This window comes from Rhizobium oryzihabitans, from assembly GCF_010669145.1.
In the GTDB taxonomy this organism is placed as follows: domain Bacteria; phylum Pseudomonadota; class Alphaproteobacteria; order Rhizobiales; family Rhizobiaceae; genus Agrobacterium; species Agrobacterium oryzihabitans.
In genome coordinates this window covers 2,517,775-2,534,499 of the sequence record NZ_CP048632.1, presented here as the reverse complement: position 1 = coordinate 2,534,499, position 16,725 = coordinate 2,517,775, and the positions used below count along the sequence as shown (strand labels likewise).

The 16,725-nt window shown below is 58.2% G+C and carries 11 protein-coding genes and 1 pseudogene; 8 read left to right on the top strand and 4 right to left on the bottom strand.

All coding sequences use genetic code 11. The annotated features are described in order from the left end of the window. Window positions 1-5: 5 nt before the first annotated feature. The gene (locus G3A56_RS12895; RefSeq protein ID WP_082182948.1) at window positions 6-989 is read left to right on the top strand and encodes a DUF1839 family protein; all 984 of its coding nucleotides are present in this window, start codon (window positions 6-8) and stop codon (window positions 987-989) included. Continuing rightward, window positions 986-3,442 carry a glycoside hydrolase family 2 protein gene (locus G3A56_RS12890; protein ID WP_082182951.1) on the top strand — a complete coding sequence of 819 codons (2,457 nt, stop codon included), beginning with the start codon at window positions 986-988 and terminating at the stop codon, window positions 3,440-3,442. Before G3A56_RS12895 ends, G3A56_RS12890 begins: the two co-directional genes overlap by 4 nt. Here G3A56_RS12890 and G3A56_RS12885 read toward each other — a convergent pair. Then, window positions 3,410-5,229, bottom strand: a pseudogene (locus G3A56_RS12885) (serine aminopeptidase domain-containing protein). The gene G3A56_RS12890 and the pseudogene G3A56_RS12885 overlap by 33 nt on opposite strands. Before the next feature lie 345 nt (window positions 5,230-5,574). Between G3A56_RS12885 and G3A56_RS12880 the strand changes: the two are divergent. From G3A56_RS12880 to G3A56_RS12865, 4 genes are all read left to right on the top strand, one after another. Further along, complete coding sequence (locus tag G3A56_RS12880) at window positions 5,575-8,292, top strand: ABC transporter ATP-binding protein (RefSeq protein ID WP_003492285.1); 2,718 nt, start codon at window positions 5,575-5,577, stop codon at window positions 8,290-8,292. Between the two features lie 43 nt (window positions 8,293-8,335). After that, the gene (locus G3A56_RS12875; protein ID WP_035222069.1) at window positions 8,336-8,791 is read left to right on the top strand and encodes a cyclic nucleotide-binding domain-containing protein; all 456 of its coding nucleotides are present in this window, start codon (window positions 8,336-8,338) and stop codon (window positions 8,789-8,791) included. A gap of 190 nt (window positions 8,792-8,981) precedes the next feature. Then, entirely contained in the window at window positions 8,982-9,842 is an 861-nt protein-coding gene (locus G3A56_RS12870) for an MBL fold metallo-hydrolase (protein WP_051032414.1), read from the top strand. A gap of 215 nt (window positions 9,843-10,057) precedes the next feature. After that, window positions 10,058-11,752 (top strand): adenylate/guanylate cyclase domain-containing protein, encoded by a 1,695-nt coding sequence (locus G3A56_RS12865; protein ID WP_082182958.1) that lies wholly within the window; start codon window positions 10,058-10,060, stop codon window positions 11,750-11,752. A 37-nt stretch (window positions 11,753-11,789) separates the two neighbouring features. On the opposite strand, the gene G3A56_RS12860 is transcribed toward G3A56_RS12865, so the two are convergent. Beyond that, window positions 11,790-12,269 (bottom strand): class I SAM-dependent methyltransferase, encoded by a 480-nt coding sequence (locus G3A56_RS12860; RefSeq protein WP_082182960.1) that lies wholly within the window; start codon window positions 12,267-12,269, stop codon window positions 11,790-11,792. A gap of 34 nt (window positions 12,270-12,303) precedes the next feature. Further along, complete coding sequence (locus G3A56_RS12855; RefSeq protein WP_164056412.1) at window positions 12,304-13,644, bottom strand: nucleotide sugar dehydrogenase; 1,341 nt, start codon at window positions 13,642-13,644, stop codon at window positions 12,304-12,306. Window positions 13,645-13,771: 127 nt separating this feature from the next. Between G3A56_RS12855 and G3A56_RS12850 the strand changes: the two genes are divergently transcribed. Together G3A56_RS12850 and G3A56_RS12845 are read left to right on the top strand one after the other, a co-directional pair. Beyond that, on the top strand, window positions 13,772-14,869 hold the full coding sequence (locus G3A56_RS12850; protein ID WP_082182964.1) for a glycosyltransferase family 4 protein: 1,098 nt from the start codon (window positions 13,772-13,774) through the stop codon (window positions 14,867-14,869). Further along, window positions 14,866-15,609 (top strand): polysaccharide deacetylase family protein, encoded by a 744-nt coding sequence (locus G3A56_RS12845; RefSeq protein ID WP_082182967.1) that lies wholly within the window; start codon window positions 14,866-14,868, stop codon window positions 15,607-15,609. Before G3A56_RS12850 ends, G3A56_RS12845 begins: the two co-directional genes overlap by 4 nt. On the opposite strand, the gene G3A56_RS12840 is transcribed toward G3A56_RS12845, so the two are convergent. Beyond that, entirely contained in the window at window positions 15,601-16,563 is a 963-nt protein-coding gene (locus tag G3A56_RS12840) for a glycosyltransferase family 32 protein (protein WP_164056411.1), read from the bottom strand. The genes G3A56_RS12845 and G3A56_RS12840 overlap by 9 nt on opposite strands. Between the last annotated feature and the right edge of the window lie 162 nt (window positions 16,564-16,725).

Genomic DNA, 16,725 nt, shown 5'->3' with positions numbered 1-16,725 from the left:
CGTTCATGCGGCAGATTTTCCCCGGTCTCGATCCTCAAAATTATGTGCAGCATCCGCTTCATTCCTCAGAGAGAATGTGGCCGGAAACCAATTGCTACATTGATCTGTGGATCGAGGTGCTGGCCGCCAGGGGCCTGCCGCCGGAAGCCATGTTCGGTTTCACCCTGACGCAGGATTTCGAAGGCGACCAGTTCACCTTCTTCAAGGTGCCGCTGGAAGATCTCGAAGCGCTTTATGGCGTTCGCGCCACCGAGCTTGCGATCTTCGACCGGGTGGAAAACCACATTGAGGCGCAGCTGGAGCGCGGCCGCATCTGCCTGATCGAGATGGATAGCTTTTATATGCCCGATACCCACGGGGTGGGCTACCAGAAGGAGCACGGCAAGACCACCATCGCCATCAACCGGCTCGATCTGGCGAAGCGGGAACTCGACTATTTCCACAATTCCGGTTTTTTCCATTTATCGGGCGAAGACTTTGACGGCCTGTTCCAGCACCATCTGCAGGAAACCGACCCGCCATTCCTGCCCTATACGGAATTTGCAAAATTCGCGGACACCAATCCTTCACCGGCCCATATCCGCAAGACAGCCGAACGGCTGCTGAAGTTTCATTTTTCAAGACGTCCTTCCGCCAACCCGGTCAAGGCTTTTGCGGCCGTGTTTCCGGCCCAGGTGGAGAAGGTCGCCGACAGGCCTTTCGGCTTTTTCCATAAATATGCCTTCAACACGCTGCGCCAGCTCGGCGCCAATTTCGAACTGGCGGCAAGCCATCTCGAATGGCTGGACAAGGACGGCTTTTCTGAAGCCAGAGACCATGCATTGCGCATTTCCGAGGTCGCCAAGACCGTACAGTTCCAGCTTGCCCGCGCCGTGACGCGCCGCAAGTTCGATGCGCTCGCCTCCGTGCTCGATCCGGCTGCGGAAGCATGGGATGGCCTGATGGACAGCCTTGCTGCGAAACTGTCGAACGCCAGCGAGGCCGCGTGAGGATCTACCTTCCGGGCGAAAGCGTAGAATTGCTGAGCGAAGGCTGGACGCTGACGCTGACGCCGGCCGATGCCTTCGAGACGCCGTCGGATATTTCCGCAACCCTTGAAAGCCTTAACGTATCCGTTCCGAGCACTGTGGCGCAGGCCTTGGAAATGGCCGGAAAATTCGATCGCATTGCCCCGGCAGCCCTTAACGACAGGGACGCCTGGTATCGCCTGACGATGATTTCCGATGTCCGCGAAAGGGCAATCCTGCGCTTCGATGGCCTGTCGACAATTGCGGAAATCTTCTTCAACGGCGAATTGATCGCGGCCAGTCAGAGCATGTTCGAAAGGCTGGAGGTTCCAGTCAAGCTGACGGGTGCGGACGAACTGTCGATCTGCTTCCGGGCGCTTGCGCCGAGGCTTGAAAAAGCCGGCCCGCGCGCCCGCTGGCGGCCACAGATGATGAACACGCAGGGTCTGCGGCTCATCCGGACAACGGCACTGGGCTATATGCCCGGCTGGTGCCCGGAAATCCATGCTGCCGGCCCATGGCGACCCATCAGCCTGATAAGGCAAGACGGAGTTCTCTGCACAGCCCGATCTTCACTGGATGAAACCGGCACCGGCAAAGTGGGTTTTGCACTGGAAACAGACCGCACCGTTGCGACCGCACGCCTGATCTGTGCCGGATACAGCACCGATCTTTCGAGCATTGAAAATGGCAAATTCTCCGGCGAACTTCACATACCGGGCGTCGAAACCTGGTGGCCACACACGCATGGCAGACCGGCTCTCCACGAGATCATTCTGGAGCTGGACGGCAAACAACACCGTCTCGGACGGACCGGCTTTCGAAATCTCGAGATCGATCACGGCGAGGACGGCAACGGTTTCGGGCTGAGGGTAAACGGACAATCCGTTTTCTGCCGTGGTGCGGTCTGGACGACGGCAGACATTGTGCGTCTGCCGGGATCGAGACCGGATTACGAACCATGGCTCAGGAAAGCCGCCGAAGCCGGCATGAACATGATCCGCGTTGGCGGCACCATGGCTTATGAGACGCCGGAATTCTTCACGCTCTGCGACGAACTCGGCATCATGGTCTGGCAGGACGCCATGCTCGCCAATTTCGATTACCCGGCAAAGGACGAAGCCCTCCGCCAGCATATCGTCACGGAAATCTCGCAGTTCCTTGAGACGACGGCCCTTTCTCCCTCGCTCGCCGTCTTTTGCGGCGGCAGCGAAATGTACCAGCAGGGCGCAATGCTCGGTCTGCCGGAGCAAATCTGGAAAGGAACGCTCACCGAGGAAATCCTGCCGGAAGTGGTGGTCGAGAAACGGCCGGACACGGTCTATGTCGCCAACTCACCCTCGGGTGGCGCATTGCCCTTCTTCCCCAACGCCAGGGTCGGCCATTATTATGGCGTCGGCGCCTATTGCCGTCCGCTGGAAGATGCCCGCCGGGCAGATGTGCGCTTTGCCGCCGAGTGCCTCGCCTTCGCCAATATTCCCGAGCAGGAAACCCTTGACAGACATCTTCCCGCGCTGGCGGTGCATGATCCGCGATGGAAGGCCCGCGCGCCACGCGATCGCGGCGCCTCCTGGGATTTCGAGGATGTTCGCGACCATTATCTAAAACTGCTATACGACGTCGAACCGGATGTGCTGCGCCGCGAGGATGGCGGTCTCTATCTCGACATGTCCCGCGCCGCCACGGCCGAAGTCATGGAAGCAACCTTCGCCGAATGGCGCCGCGATGCTTCTTCGTGCCAGGGTGCCCTGGTCTGGACCCTGCAGGATCTGGTGCCCGGCGCAGGCTGGGGTGTCATCGACGCCACCGGCAGGCCGAAATCCGTGTGGCATGCGCTGAAAAGAGCATTTCGCCCGATACAGCTCAGTCTTTCCGATGAAGGCACAAACGGGCTGGACATTCATCTCATCAACGAAACCGGAAACGGCCTTGAAGCAATGCTGGAGCTGACCTGCCTGCGCGACGGCACACAACCCGTTGTCCACGCCAAACGGCCGCTGACGCTTTTGCCGCGACAGAGCCAGACCATCGCCGCAACGGGCATGTTCGGCGCCTTTTTCGACACCACCTACGCCTATCGTTTCGGCCCGCCATCCCATGATGTCACGGTTGCCCGGCTTCGTGATGTGGCGACCGGACATGTCATCGCCGACGCCTTCCATTTTCCGCTTGGTCGGAAAAAGGCGCTGCATGCCGCCAATCTTCAGGTGGCAGTGCGCGATGAAAATGGCGGCTGGTCACTGGAAATCAGCACGGACCGGCTGGCTCAATCCGTCCATGTCACGACGGAAGGTTACCGTGCCTCGGAAAACTGGTTCCATCTCGCCCCCGGCGAGAGCAGGAAAATCGCCCTATTGCCGGAGACTACGGCATCCGAAACGCCGCCTTCCGGCGAGGTGATGTCACTGGGGTCGAGCCGGCGATTTTCCTTTTAAAGCCAGTCGCTTCACCGCATCGATATAGGTTTTTCTCGCTTCAGGCGTCGAGAGATTGTGGTCGGCATCGGGAATGATGGTCAGCGAAACATTCCGATAGGCCGACAGTCCCCTGCCATCGGCATCGAAATAATACTGAAAATGCTCAAGCCCGTCGTCATTGTCGCTGTAAAGCAGGCTGATGGCGGTGTTCTGCGCCTTCAACCTGTCAAAAGCGCCGTAGACGGCGCGCCCTTCCTCGCTTCCCCTGCGGAAAAGCCTCGCCGTTTTTGTCTTGAGCTTCTTGAGCGTCGCCTTGACGATGTTCAGCCCGGCGCTCACCACATCGACATCGCCGCTGATGAGGCGCTTGAATGTAGCGCCCTGACGAAAACGCTTGCTGTATTCACCGAAGGAGCGCGGCCGCTTGTGCAGCGCCTCATCAACCGAGCGGCCTTTCTGCCAGTGGAAGACGACCGGATTAACGGCGACGACGGCGCTGATCCTGTCATCGGCAAGCGCGCCGTTGAAGGCGAGATAAGCGCCGCTGCAGCGGCCCGCGGCAATCAAGGGTCCTTTGCCGCGCCGGCCGAGAAAATCGAGCGCGGCGGCCACATCGTCATTCTGCGCAACATCATAGAGAACCTGATCGGGCACGTTCTTGACGGGAGGACTGTCGGCAATATTGGCTGCATCGAACCGGAGCGAGGCGATGCCCTCGCGCGCAAGGGCGCGGGCCGTCTGCACGGAAAGCCTGCCCCAGCCCGCATGCCGGTCATAGGCCGCGCCAAGAAGAAGAACAGAAGAGACCGCCTGCCGATCGTCTGGCTCGCAAAAGACACCGAAAAGCCGCCCGCCTTCGCCAAATTGCACCGGCTGCTCGAAGAACCCGCGACCGTGCTGGGGGCGTTGGTGGTAAAATCCGACCGCCGGCCCACCGCATCCCCGGCGCGGGCCTTGGACAGCACCCAGTCATGAAGCCGGTTCACCACATCGCCGGATATTTTCGACAGCGTCGGGCTGGAGACGAGATCGTCATAGCCGGAAAACTCCGCCTCCTCCACCTCACCGCCGATTGTGGCGAGGCGTTTTGCGAAATCGCCGTCGGTCACCCGGCCTGACCTCGACAGGACCAGAATGGCGCGTGCCGGAGCGGCATCCAGATTTGAAAGATTGACCTTCTTGATCCCGTCGGCAACACCCGCCGGCATCACCATGCCCGCAATCGCGCCAGCCTCCGCAATGCGCTGGTCTGAGCGAAGACCAAGTCCGTCATCGATCATGGAAGACCACATGGCCAGCTCGCGAAGATAGGCGCGACCGGAGACAACGGGCCCCAGAAGCGCCATGGAACCCACAGCGGCTTCACCGGCAAGCGCCTGTGCGGCGATCAGACAACCAAGGCCCTGGGCGATGACGGCCACTCCGGAACAGCCGGAAAGACGTTTGAGATAGTCAAGCGCCGCCCGCGTGTCGGAAAGCCAGTCCGCCGTTCGGCCCATGTCTTCCGGATCAAGCGCATCACCTGCACCGTGATAATCGAACCGCAGACTGGCGACACCCGATGCGGCCAGCCGCTCGGCCAGAATGCGCTGAAACTTGCGGCTGCACAGCTCCTCCATGCCCCAGGGGCTGACGAAAAGAACCGCATGATCCTGTTTGACGTCTTTGCGCGCCGGATGGAAAATACCCGTGCACCCTTCAAAAGAAACCGGATGCGCGATCACCCCATCCGATGCAATGCCTGAAAGCGACAACGTATCAAAGGAGGGTTCATTGCCGGCGCGCTCTGAAATATCTATCGCCATCAACCTTGCCATTATTGCGCCAGTGGGTGGCTCAGACATTCATCGGGTTCACTATACAGAAGTCTCATAACGCCTGTTCAACAATAAAAACAGTAACATTAGAGAAATATAGAAATACCGCCGTGTTCCATATGTCGCAAAAGCGGCGTGACAAAGGAACATGCCGATAGGTTGGCCAGCGTGCGGCCCAGGCGCTATTTTGCTCGAAACCGCTTGAATATACTGATAAATAGCGAATCTCATACCTATTTGCAGGAGGAGGTTCCGCCGCCTGGCAGCCTGATCGTCTTGACACCGCGCAAACCAACACGCCGGGCCTGGCCCGACCGGTCATAGAAGTTTTATATGGAACAAAGCCTTACGCGTTACATCTGGTCGCACACACGGCGGCAGCAGCTTTTCATCCTGCTGATCGTCGCCCTGTCCATGATCCCTTACTTCCTCGCATTCGATCTGCCCAAGCAGATCGTCAATGGTCCCATTCAGGGAGACGGTTTCGAGGGGGCGAACGCAACGCAGCTTTTCATGCATCTCACGGTCGATATTCCCTATTGGGGCACCGTGACATTGTTCCCCGGGCTCGAGCTCAACCGCATGTCGATGCTGATGGCGCTCAGCCTCACCTTCCTTGCGCTTGTCATCATCAACGGGCTCTTCAAATATTACATCAATACCTACAAGGGCCGCCTTGGCGAGCGGCTTCTCCGTCGTATCCGTTTTGAACTGATCGACAGAATCCTGCGGTTTCCGCCCACGCATTTCAAGCGCGTCAAGGGCGCCGAAATCTCCAGCATGGTGAAGGACGAGGTCGAGCCGCTGGGCGGATTTACCGGCGATGCCTTTGTGCAGCCGGCGCTTCTCGGCGGTCAGGCGCTTTCAGCGCTCTTCTTCATCCTCGTGCAGAATTTCTGGCTGGGTCTGATCGCGGCCTTCATGGCCGCCATCCAGGTGGGCATCATTCCCAAGATGCGACGCCGCCTCATCGAACTGGGGCGGCAGCGGCAGCTGAGCGCGCGCCAGCTTGCCGGGCGCATCGGCGAAATGGTTGACGGCATCGGCACCATCCACGCCTATGATACGTCTAATTTCGAACGCGCCGATGCCTCGCACCGGCTCGGCGACATTTTCAAGATCCGCTACGATCTCTACCAGTGGAAGTTTCTGGTCAAATTCATCAATAACTTCCTCGCACAGCTCACCCCTTTCTTCTTTTACGCGCTCGGCGGATATCTCACCCTCAAGGGCAGTCTCGATGTCGGCCAGCTGGTCGCCGTCATCAACGCCTATAAGGAACTGCCCGGGCCGCTGAAGGAACTGATCGACTGGGATCAGGCGCGTCAGGACGTCCAGGTTAAATACGAGCAGGTCTTCGAACAGTTCAACGCGCCAAACATGATCGATGACAAGGTCCAAAAACTGTCCCCGGGAAGCGTCGCGGCAATCACCGCGCCGATCGTGGTCACCAATCTGACGCTCGAAGACGATAGCGGCAGCCGGCTTCTTGAGCAGGCAACGTTGAAGATCGAACCGGGCGAAGTAATCGCGATCGTTGGCGGCTCAGGAGCCGAGGCTTTGGCGGATGCAATCGGCCGCACACTTTGGCCGACTTCCGGCAAGATCAGCATCAACGACGTCGACATATTGGAACTGCCGGAATCGCTGACGGGACGGCGCATCTCCTATGTCTCCTCGGACAGTTATTTTTTCCACGCCAGCCTCAAGGACAACCTGCTTTACGGCCTGAAACACGCACCACTTGCGGACAAGGGTTATGAAGGTGCCGCACTGGAACATCGCAAATGGGAAATCCGGGAAGCCAAGATGGCGGGCAATCCGCTGATCGACATCAACGGCGAATGGATCGATTATGCTTCGAGCCCGGCGAGTGACGGCCGGCCGGAAAACCTCATCCAGGCCATTCTGGCAGTCCTCGACAGCGTCGAACTCTCGCAGGATATTCTGGAATTTGCGCTGCGCTCGTCCATCGATCCGCTGACCGACCTGCATCTGGCCGCCCGCATCGTGGAATTGCGGCATGTTCTGCGCGCCGAACTGGAAAAGGAAAACCTGAGCGGTCTCATCGCGCCGTTCGAGCTGGAGAGCTACAACAGCGAAGCGACTGTTGGTGAGAACCTGCTGTTTGGCACCATGCGGGACTCCACCCAGACAATCAGGACCGTCATCGAAAGTGACTATTTCCGCTCGCTGATGCGTGAGACCGGCCTCGTCAAAACCCTGTTCGAGATGGGTTACACGATCGCGGAAAACATCGTGGAAATCTTCGCAGATCTGCCGGGCGATCACCCCTTCTTCCAGCAGCTCACATTCATGACGCCGGATGATATCCCGGTCTATCAGCAAATGCTGCAACGCCTTCAGGGTCGCGGTTTCGACGAGGCCAATGAAAGCGAAAAGCGCGCAATGCTGCGGCTGAGCTTCTTCTACATCGAACCCAGGCAGCGTTTCGGCCTTCTGTCACCGGAGATCATGAACCGGATCGTCGAAGTCCGGCACATGTTCCATGAAAACCTGCCCGACAGCCTGAAGAACGTGATCGAAATCTACGATCCGACAAAATACATGAGCGCCACCAGCCTCCTGGACAATATTCTCTTCGGCAAGGTCAGCCATCGTTATACGGATGCCTCGCGGCGCATCACCCGCATCGTCGCGGATGTCATGCGCAAGCAGGGCGTTTACGAGCGCGTTCTGGCAGTGGGTCTGGATTTCAATCTCGGCGCCGGCGGCAAGCGGCTCGGGCCTCTCCAGCGTCAGAAGCTCAACCTTGCAAGGGCATTGATCCGCAAGTCCGATTATTACGTCTTCAACCGCCCTCTCCCCGGCCTTGATCCCCGGCAGCAGGAGGAAATTGTCGAACGGGTCATCACACTCCTGCAACAGAACAACAATAACCCCTCGATCGTATGGGTTCTGTCCAATGCAACGCTCTCGCGTATGTTTGGCCGGGTCATCGTTGTCCACCAGGGCCTGATCACCGCCGACGGAAGTTACGAGACTCTCGCGGAGGAAAACGGTACATTCAAGGAAATGGTCGCAACATAAATCAAAGAATGTGGCCGAGGTGGAACAGGAACAGGGTAAGGCAATGCTATTCAAAGACGAAATTCAGATGTTGAAACGAGTCCCATTTTTTTCGGAAATGGAACCGTCAAAACTTAAACTGCTCGCATTTGCATCAGACCGCGTGTCCTATCACACCGGTGATGTTCTGTTTCGGCAGGGAGATGTCGGAGATGCGGCCTACGTTCTTTTGACCGGAAAAGTCGATGTTCTGGTCGATTCCCCATCGGGCACGCTGAAAGTGGCCGAAATGACCGGCAATGCGATCGTCGGCGAAATCGCCATTCTCTGCGACAGCGTCAGAACGGCAACCATCCGCGCTTCGACCGATGTGGAAGCGCTGCGGATCGGCAAGGAACAATTCTTCAAGCTCATGTCCGATTTCCCCGACATCACGATCAAGGTCATGCGCGTTCTTGCCGAACGCCTCACCCAGACGACGACGGAACTGAGCAAAGCACGCGCAAACGCCAGAACATGAGCGACAATTCCTTGCTACCGTGACGGGCGATATTGGAAAAATAAATGTCGCACCATTGCAATATAAATGAAATGCTGACTGAATAAGGGGTAAAGGCATCCGCCAGAAAATGGCGGATATAAGAATCTTTAGAGACAACGGGCTTCATGGGAGGAAAGCGTGCAAGATTCCGTTGTTATTGGGGTGTGTCATGGCGTTCGATTCCGACACAGCAAGTCGGGAAAGTAATAGAAATTTTCGGGTAAAGATCTGGGGTGCGCGGGGAACGCTTCCTGTTTCAGGTGAAAACTTCCGAAAATACGGCGGAAATACCATCTGCATCGAGGTACGATGCGGAGATCACGTACTTTTGTTCGATGCCGGATCGGGATTGCATCCCGCTGGTCTGGCGTTGCGGGCGGAAGGCATTACCGACGTCAACCTGTTCTTCTCGCACTGTCATTACGACCATATTGTCGGCTTCCCCTATTTCAAGCCGTTTTATAACAGCTCCAATGATGTCGCCATCTGGTCAGGTCACCTCGCCGGCACCATGACGACACGGCAAATGCTCCGCGAATTCATGAGCCCGCCGTGGTTCCCCGTGCCACTGGAAGTCTGCTGCGCAAAGATGGCGACGCGGGACTTCATGCCGGGTGATGCGCTCGATGTGCATCCGGGACTGACGATCAGGACCGGAATGCTCAACCATCCAGGCAACGCCATCGGTTACCGTCTGGACTGGGAAGGAAAATCCCTTGCCATCATCACCGATACCGAGCACGAGCCGGGCAATACCGACAATAACGTCCTCGACCTGATCAGGGACGTCGATCTTTTCCTTTATGACGCCATGTTCACCGAGGAGGAGATGAGCCTTTACCGCGGTTATGGCCACTCATCCTGGCAGGAGGCAATCCGCCTCGCAAAGCTCGCGGGCGCAAGAAATGTCGGCTTCATCCATCATGCCCCAAGCCGCAGCGACGACGAACTGGACGATATCGAAAAACAGGCAAAGTCTCAGTTCAGCGGCGCATTCGCGGCCATGGATGGCCAGATTATAGAACTCTGATCACAACTTTGCGCTGATCGCAGCCTGACCTGCCAAACGGTTTTTCGAAGGCCTGCTTCGACAGCCTTTGCCATGAGACCGGCATTCGAACACGCACAATTGACCGATTCCGATCGATTGCTCCACGATATTGCCACGAGGCGGCCTGCACTAAAGCAATCGCCACCACATATTGCATTTGATTCTACGCCGAATGGCCATTTGACGGGATTTGCATGATCCGTTTCTTTTCGGAGACCAATTTGAGACGCGCCCGGATTTTATCCGGCCTCATCATATTTGCTTTCGTCTTTTCCCATCTTTTCAACCATTCCCTTGCACTCATCTCCATCGATACCGCCGAGCGGGCGCGGAAATGGTTCAGCCTGATATGGCTCAATCCCGTCAGCAGCCTGCTTTTTTATGGCTCGGTTGTGGTGCATGTCTGTCTTGTTCTGCGCTCGCTTTATCAGCGTCGAACCCTGCGCATGCCGCTTCGTGAAGCGCTTCAGGTCATATTCGGCCTGTCGATCCCATTTCTGATCATTGGCCATGCCGTCAATATCCGTGTATCGCATATGCTTTATGGCATTGATGTCGGCTACTACTCGGTCATCCGCCGGCTGTGGATCAACAACCCGATACAGGGCATGTGGCAGAGCCTCGCATTGATCGTGATCTGGGTTCACGGATGCATCGGCCTCTATTTCTGGCTGCGTTACCGGGACTGGTATCCGCGCATAGCCGGGCTGTTCATGACGGTGGCGGTGATGCTTCCCCTTCTGGCACTCCTCGGCTTCAGCGATGCCGGTCGCTGGCTGGCGGAGATCGATGAAAAATACGCCCTTCCTCCTGGACTGACCGACAATACCATTCAGAAAGACGAACTGCCGCTGCAACGGGAAATGGAGACGCGGATCCGCTTTATCACCGGCGCGACGGAGACCCTGTTCGCCGGCGCGGTGATGCTGGTATTCGTGCTGCGCGGTGTGCGCAGCTTCCGGCAACGGCTGACGGCCATCGAAATCCGCTACGAACATGGCGCGCAGGCGCGTGTACCGGCAGGGCTCAGCATTCTGGAAGCCAGCCGGCTGGCGGGCATCCCGCATTATTCCGTCTGCGGCGGCAAAGGACGTTGCTCGACCTGCCGTGTCAGAGTTGTCGGCAGCAAGGGTCCGCTTCCGCCTCCCGGAGATATCGAGCAAACCACGTTGAGACGTATCCACGCCGATTCGGATGTGCGCCTCGGCTGTCAGCTGCGGCCCAACCATGATCTCGGAGTTGCACTTCTCGTATCGCCACCGCAACAAAGCGACCTGCCGGCGGATGCCCAACCCGCACGACCCGGCACGGAAGAGGAGATCGCCATCCTATTCTGCGATCTGCGCAATTTCACCACGCTTTCCGAAGCCAAGCTGCCCTACGACGTCGTATTTCTCCTGAACCGCTACTTCACCATCGTCGGCCAGGCCGTCGAACAGGCTGGCGGCCATCTCGACAAATTTATCGGCGACGGTGCAATGGCCCTCTTCGGACTTGGCGATAACGCGGAAAATGCCTGCCGCAATGCCATGAAGGCGGCCGCGATCATCTTGCGGGAACTTTCCATCCTGAACGAGGGCCTGGAAAAGCAGTTTGCCGTCCGGCTGGAAGTGGTGGTCGGCATCCACGTCGGCCCCACAATCGTCGGCATCATGGGGTATGGCGCGGCGAAGACCCTGACCGCGATTGGCGACACTGTAAACGTCGCAAGCAGGCTGGAGTCCAAGGCAAAGGAATTCGGCGCCGCCATCGTCGTTTCCGAACCGGCCATCATTCAGGCGGGCCAGGAAATCGCCGATCTGCGAAGTGAAAAAATCGCCATTCGCGGACGAAACTCGCAAATGAAGGTCTTCCTGCTCTCCAAGGAAGAGAGCGAACGCTATCTATGAGACAAGCTCTGCACGCCTGCTGGCAGGCCGCTTGGTCTCAAATCTTTCGGTAGAGAAAATAGCGGTCGGTCGGCACGCTTTCCGGCACCGGCAGCGGCTTCAACACGGGATGATCGAGAGGCAGACCGCTGACCGCAACGCCCCCCTTTGCGAGCATGCCCGCAGCAAGATCAGTAAGCCATGTCAGGGTGATGGCATCCTTCTCGGGATAGCCGGTACCGATATCGGCATGCACCAGCGCCGCCTCAGCACCGATGAAGGCCGGAGCGGTTTGCGATATTTCGCCGATCACGAGATCTTCCTGAGGCGGAACGGAGGAGGCGTGTGCCCCCATGGCCCTGTCGAAGGCAACGATGCGGCGCTCCGGAAACAGTTCCCGCAAATGATTGAATGTGCGCCCGTTTCCAAGCCCGATTTCCATAATCGCCCCCTCCGGAAGATCGAGATCGGCCTCGACGTGGTTGAGGATATCCCGCTGCGCGGTCAACCGGCGAATGAAACTGTCCAGTCTGCTCATATTCCGTCCGTTCATGAATGCCTGATGAGGGCTATCAGGCCTTGATGATGTGTTTTGCGGCTATATCCCGGCGCGCGAAGACATTTCGCGTATCGATGATCAGCGGCGACCACTCGCAAAGAGCGGCATAGTCGACATTGTCGTGATCCGTCGCGACGAGAACGGCATCAAAGGCGCCGATCGACTGCCTGTCCCATGCCACGGATTTCATGCCCATCAGGTGGCTATATTCCCGGGTTTTCGGGATTTCAGCCACGTGCGGATCATAATAGGCAGCTTCGCCGCCACGCTCCTGGATGAGCTCGATGAGTTTCAGCGAGGGACTTTCACGAATATCGGGCACGTTCTTCTTGTAGGCGAGACCGACGACCAGCACCTTTGAGCGGCTGAGCGCCCTGCCGGAATGGATATCGAGCGCTTCCGCCACCCGCCCGATGACATGGCGCGGCATGCCGGTGTTGATTTCGCCGGCAAGTTCGATGAACCGCGTCGGCAACTCGTATTCCCGCGATTTCCAGGTGAGGTAGAAGGGGTCGATCGGTATGCAATGGCCACCGAGACCCGGACCGGGATAAAACGGCATGAAACCGAACGGCTTGGTTTTCGCCGCGTCGATCACTTCCCAGATATCGATGCCCATTGCCTCGTAGACGACCTTGAGTTCGTTGACGAGGGCGATATTGACGGCGCGAAAGACGTTTTCGGTAATCTTGACGGCCTCGGCCGTGGCGTTTGTGGAAACCGGAACGATCTTCTTGACCACCGAACCGTAAAAAGCGGCCATCAGTTTTCCGGCAGCCTCACCATCACCTGCGACGACCTTCGGAATGGTCGAGGTCTCGAAATCGCGATTGCCGGGATCTTCCCGTTCGGGCGAAAAGCCGATGAAGAAATCGACGCCGGAAACAAGCCCGGTGCTTTCCAGAATGGTCTTTACCACACCGTCGGTCGTACCGGGATAGGTGGTCGATTCCAGAACGACGAGCTGCCCCTTGCGAAGATGGGCGGCAATATCCCGGCAGGTCTTTTCGACATAGGAAAGGTCCGGCTCGCGATATTTCGTCAAGGGCGTCGGCACGCAGATGGCGATTACATCACATTCGGCCAGCCTGGAAAAATCGGAGGTTGCGACGAAGCCGTCATTGCGCCGGACACTTGAAAGCACGTCGTCCGACACGGCCTCGATATAGCTGCGGCCCGCATCGATCGCGGTAATTTTACCGGGATCGATATCAAAACCGACGACCCTGAAACCGGCCTTGGCAATTGTCATGGCAAGCGGCAGGCCGACATAGCCAAGGCCGATCACGCCCGCTCTGGCGCTCTTGTTTTCGATGCTGGAAAGCAGGGTCTGGGAGACATCTGGGGAAGTCAAAGCGTGTCACGCTCCGCGCATGTGCAAAAGATGCCTTTCAGTTGGGCAAGAATGGCCGGGCTGTCAAGGCTGCACCCTTTCAAATTCCGGTTGACGCCGCAGCCGCGACCAACGCACAACCATCGGCATGAAGATCGCCTTTTATTCGCCGCTCAAATCGCCCAACCATCCCGTTCCCTCCGGCGACCGGTTGATGGCCCGCCTGCTGATGACGTCGATGACCATGGGCGGCCATGAGGTTTCCGTCGCCTCCGAGTTGCGCAGCTTTCTGAAACAGGCGGATGATCCGGCGCGGACCTTGCTCACCGATGCGGCCGAACGCGAAATCGAGACCATTGCAGAGCGCTGGCGAAAGCAGGGCGCACCGGACCTCTGGTTTTGTTATCACCCCTATTACAAGGCCCCGGATTTGCTCGGGCCGGAACTGGGCAGGCGTTTCGATATTCCCTACGTCACCGCCGAGGCCTCCTATTCCCCGAGACGCAACGGCATGGGCTGGCAGGCGGTTCAGGACGAATTGCTGGCCGCACTGAATGCCGCCGCCGTCAATATCTGCTTCACCGCGCGCGATCGCGAGGGGCTTCTGCGCGCTTCTCCCACAATCCACCATGCGACCTTGCAACCCTTTATCGACGCCAGCGCCTTTCTCGAAAACGAGCCTCGCGCGACGCCGGCAAGGCTTATCACCGTCGCCATGATGCGGGCGGGGGACAAGCTCGACAGCTACCGCGCACTTTCCGAAGCGCTTGCCCTCTTGCCGCAGGAGGTGCACTGGACGCTGGATATCGTCGGCGACGGGCCGGAACGCGCGGCCGTGGAAGCCCTGTTCAGCTCTTTTCCCGCTCACCGCCTTGTATGGCACGGGGAAAAAACCGCGACGGAAATCGCTGCTCTTCTTTCCAAAGCGTCCCTTTACGTCTGGCCGGGACATGGCGAAGCCTATGGTCTTGCCTATCTTGAAGCGCAGGCGGCCGGGCTGCCCGTGGTGGCCGAAGAAGTGGCCGGTGTTCCCGAAGTGGTGAAATCCGGAACCACCGGATTACTGACACCAGAAAATGATAAAGCCGCCTATGCCGGAGCAATTGAAACCCTGCTCGGCAATGACAGGCGGCGTGAAGAAATGGCAAGGGCGGCCCGACAATTCGTCAAGGATGAACGGTCTTTGCAAAACGCCGCGAAAGAACTGAACCATATCCTGTTGCGAGCAAAGGCACGAACATCATGAGTCTGGAAAAACTCGTAGCGGCACTGGACGAATGCGGACGGCGCGGCATAACCGCCGATCTCTGGCTGAGAGACGACGATGCGGTGGAGCCAACACCGGCTCTCGACACGCTGCTCGATCTTTGCGGCAGCTTTTCCGCTCCGGTCACGCTCGCGGTCATTCCGGAGATGACGACGGATAAGCTCGCGCAGCATCTTGATGCGTCTGATATCGCCCAGGTCGCCGTCCATGGCTGGTCCCATATGAATTATGCCGGCGAGAAGGAAAAGAAACAGGAACTCGGCTCGCATCGCGACCCGGCCATCGTTCTCGATGAGTTGCAATCCGGACTGGATAAACTCCACGACCTGCATGGCGGGCGTCTGGTGCCGATGCTCGTGCCGCCGTGGAACCGCATAGATGCGGCTATCGTGAAGGAATTGGCAGGCCTCGGATATCGCGCGTTGTCCGTTTTCGGCCCGGAGAAAAACACCCTGCCGCCCTGCCTGAACACCCATGTCGACGTCATCGACTGGCACGGCAGCCGCGGCGGTCGCGAAGACGACATTCTTTTCGCCGAGACCGCCGCCCGCATCCTGAAGACTACAGAAAATGGCGGCGCAACCGGCATCCTCACCCATCATCTCGTACATGATGACAATGTCTGGCGCTTCCTGGGACGGCTTTTCGAAGTGACCGCCGAGCATCCCGCCGCACGCTGGCGGTCCTCGAAAGACCTCGTGGAAGAAATTTCACCATGATTTCCAGGCGATCAGCAACCCACCTTCTTCGGTTGCGAGTTCCCGCCTGACCGCTTCCACCGCCTCGAAAGGCGCGCGGTCGGGAAGGGACGCGGCGACAAAGGATGCAGGCGCGAGGCTGATGCTTCCCGCCCGGGCAATGACGGTGAAGATCAGCGGCCCTGTCGACCACCAGGCCGGCGCGCGCGGCATCTCCTCGATGATCCCGGGAAAGGCCGCCAGCATCCTGCGAAAGACGGGATGGCCGGCTGGAGCCGCGATAAAGGAATTGGCAAGAAGCATGCTGCCCTGCCCGGTATCGCGCGGCGTTTTTTCATCGAACGCCGTCAGCCCCATCAAGGGCAGGAAAGCGTCGAAACTCAGATCGTCCCTCGCCGGATACCAGTCACAATCGAGATAGATGCCGCCGAAACGTTCCAGCAGAATGTAACGGGCCACATCCACCGCGCCCGGATAATCGCCCTGATCCAGCATCGTTCTGAAGACGTCGTTTGCAAACACGCCTTCCCGCTCAAGATCGGCCTCGCGCCAGAAGCGATACTCGTAACCGTGCGAGGCCGCATGGGAAGCCCAGGCCTTGACCGATGCGGGCGGAGCCTTTTCACCAATCCATATCTGGTGAATGAGCCTCGGCACTTCCTCCCTGCTTTTCAGGTTGATCGTGCGGCGCTCTTCAGGCGAAAATTGTGCATATTTTGCCAGCACCCGCGGCGGCGGAACCAGCGTATACTGATAGCCGATCCTGGCGACCATATCGCCTTCGGCCTTGGCGAGACGCAGCCGCGCGGAATGAAGCCTGCGCGGCAAGCCGAGCACTGTTTCCTCGCCCATCAGGTGCCCGTCTTTTACTGCAACCAGCGATAGGAGAAGCGCATGCGCTTCCCCATACAGGCCTTCGTTTTGCAACTGCCGGGCTCTGTCTAGCTGGGCATCGTAATATTTCTTGTCGGACATGGATCCTCATCCAGAAACGCTCGTTAACATATCGTCAAACAAGAGCCGTCGCGCAAGCCGTCAGGTTTCAGAAGCCGGCTTTGAATTTGCTAAACAATTCGATGTTTCAGAAGCATAGACAGACAACAAACCCTGCGATAACGTGAATTTAAGCCCTCCTGA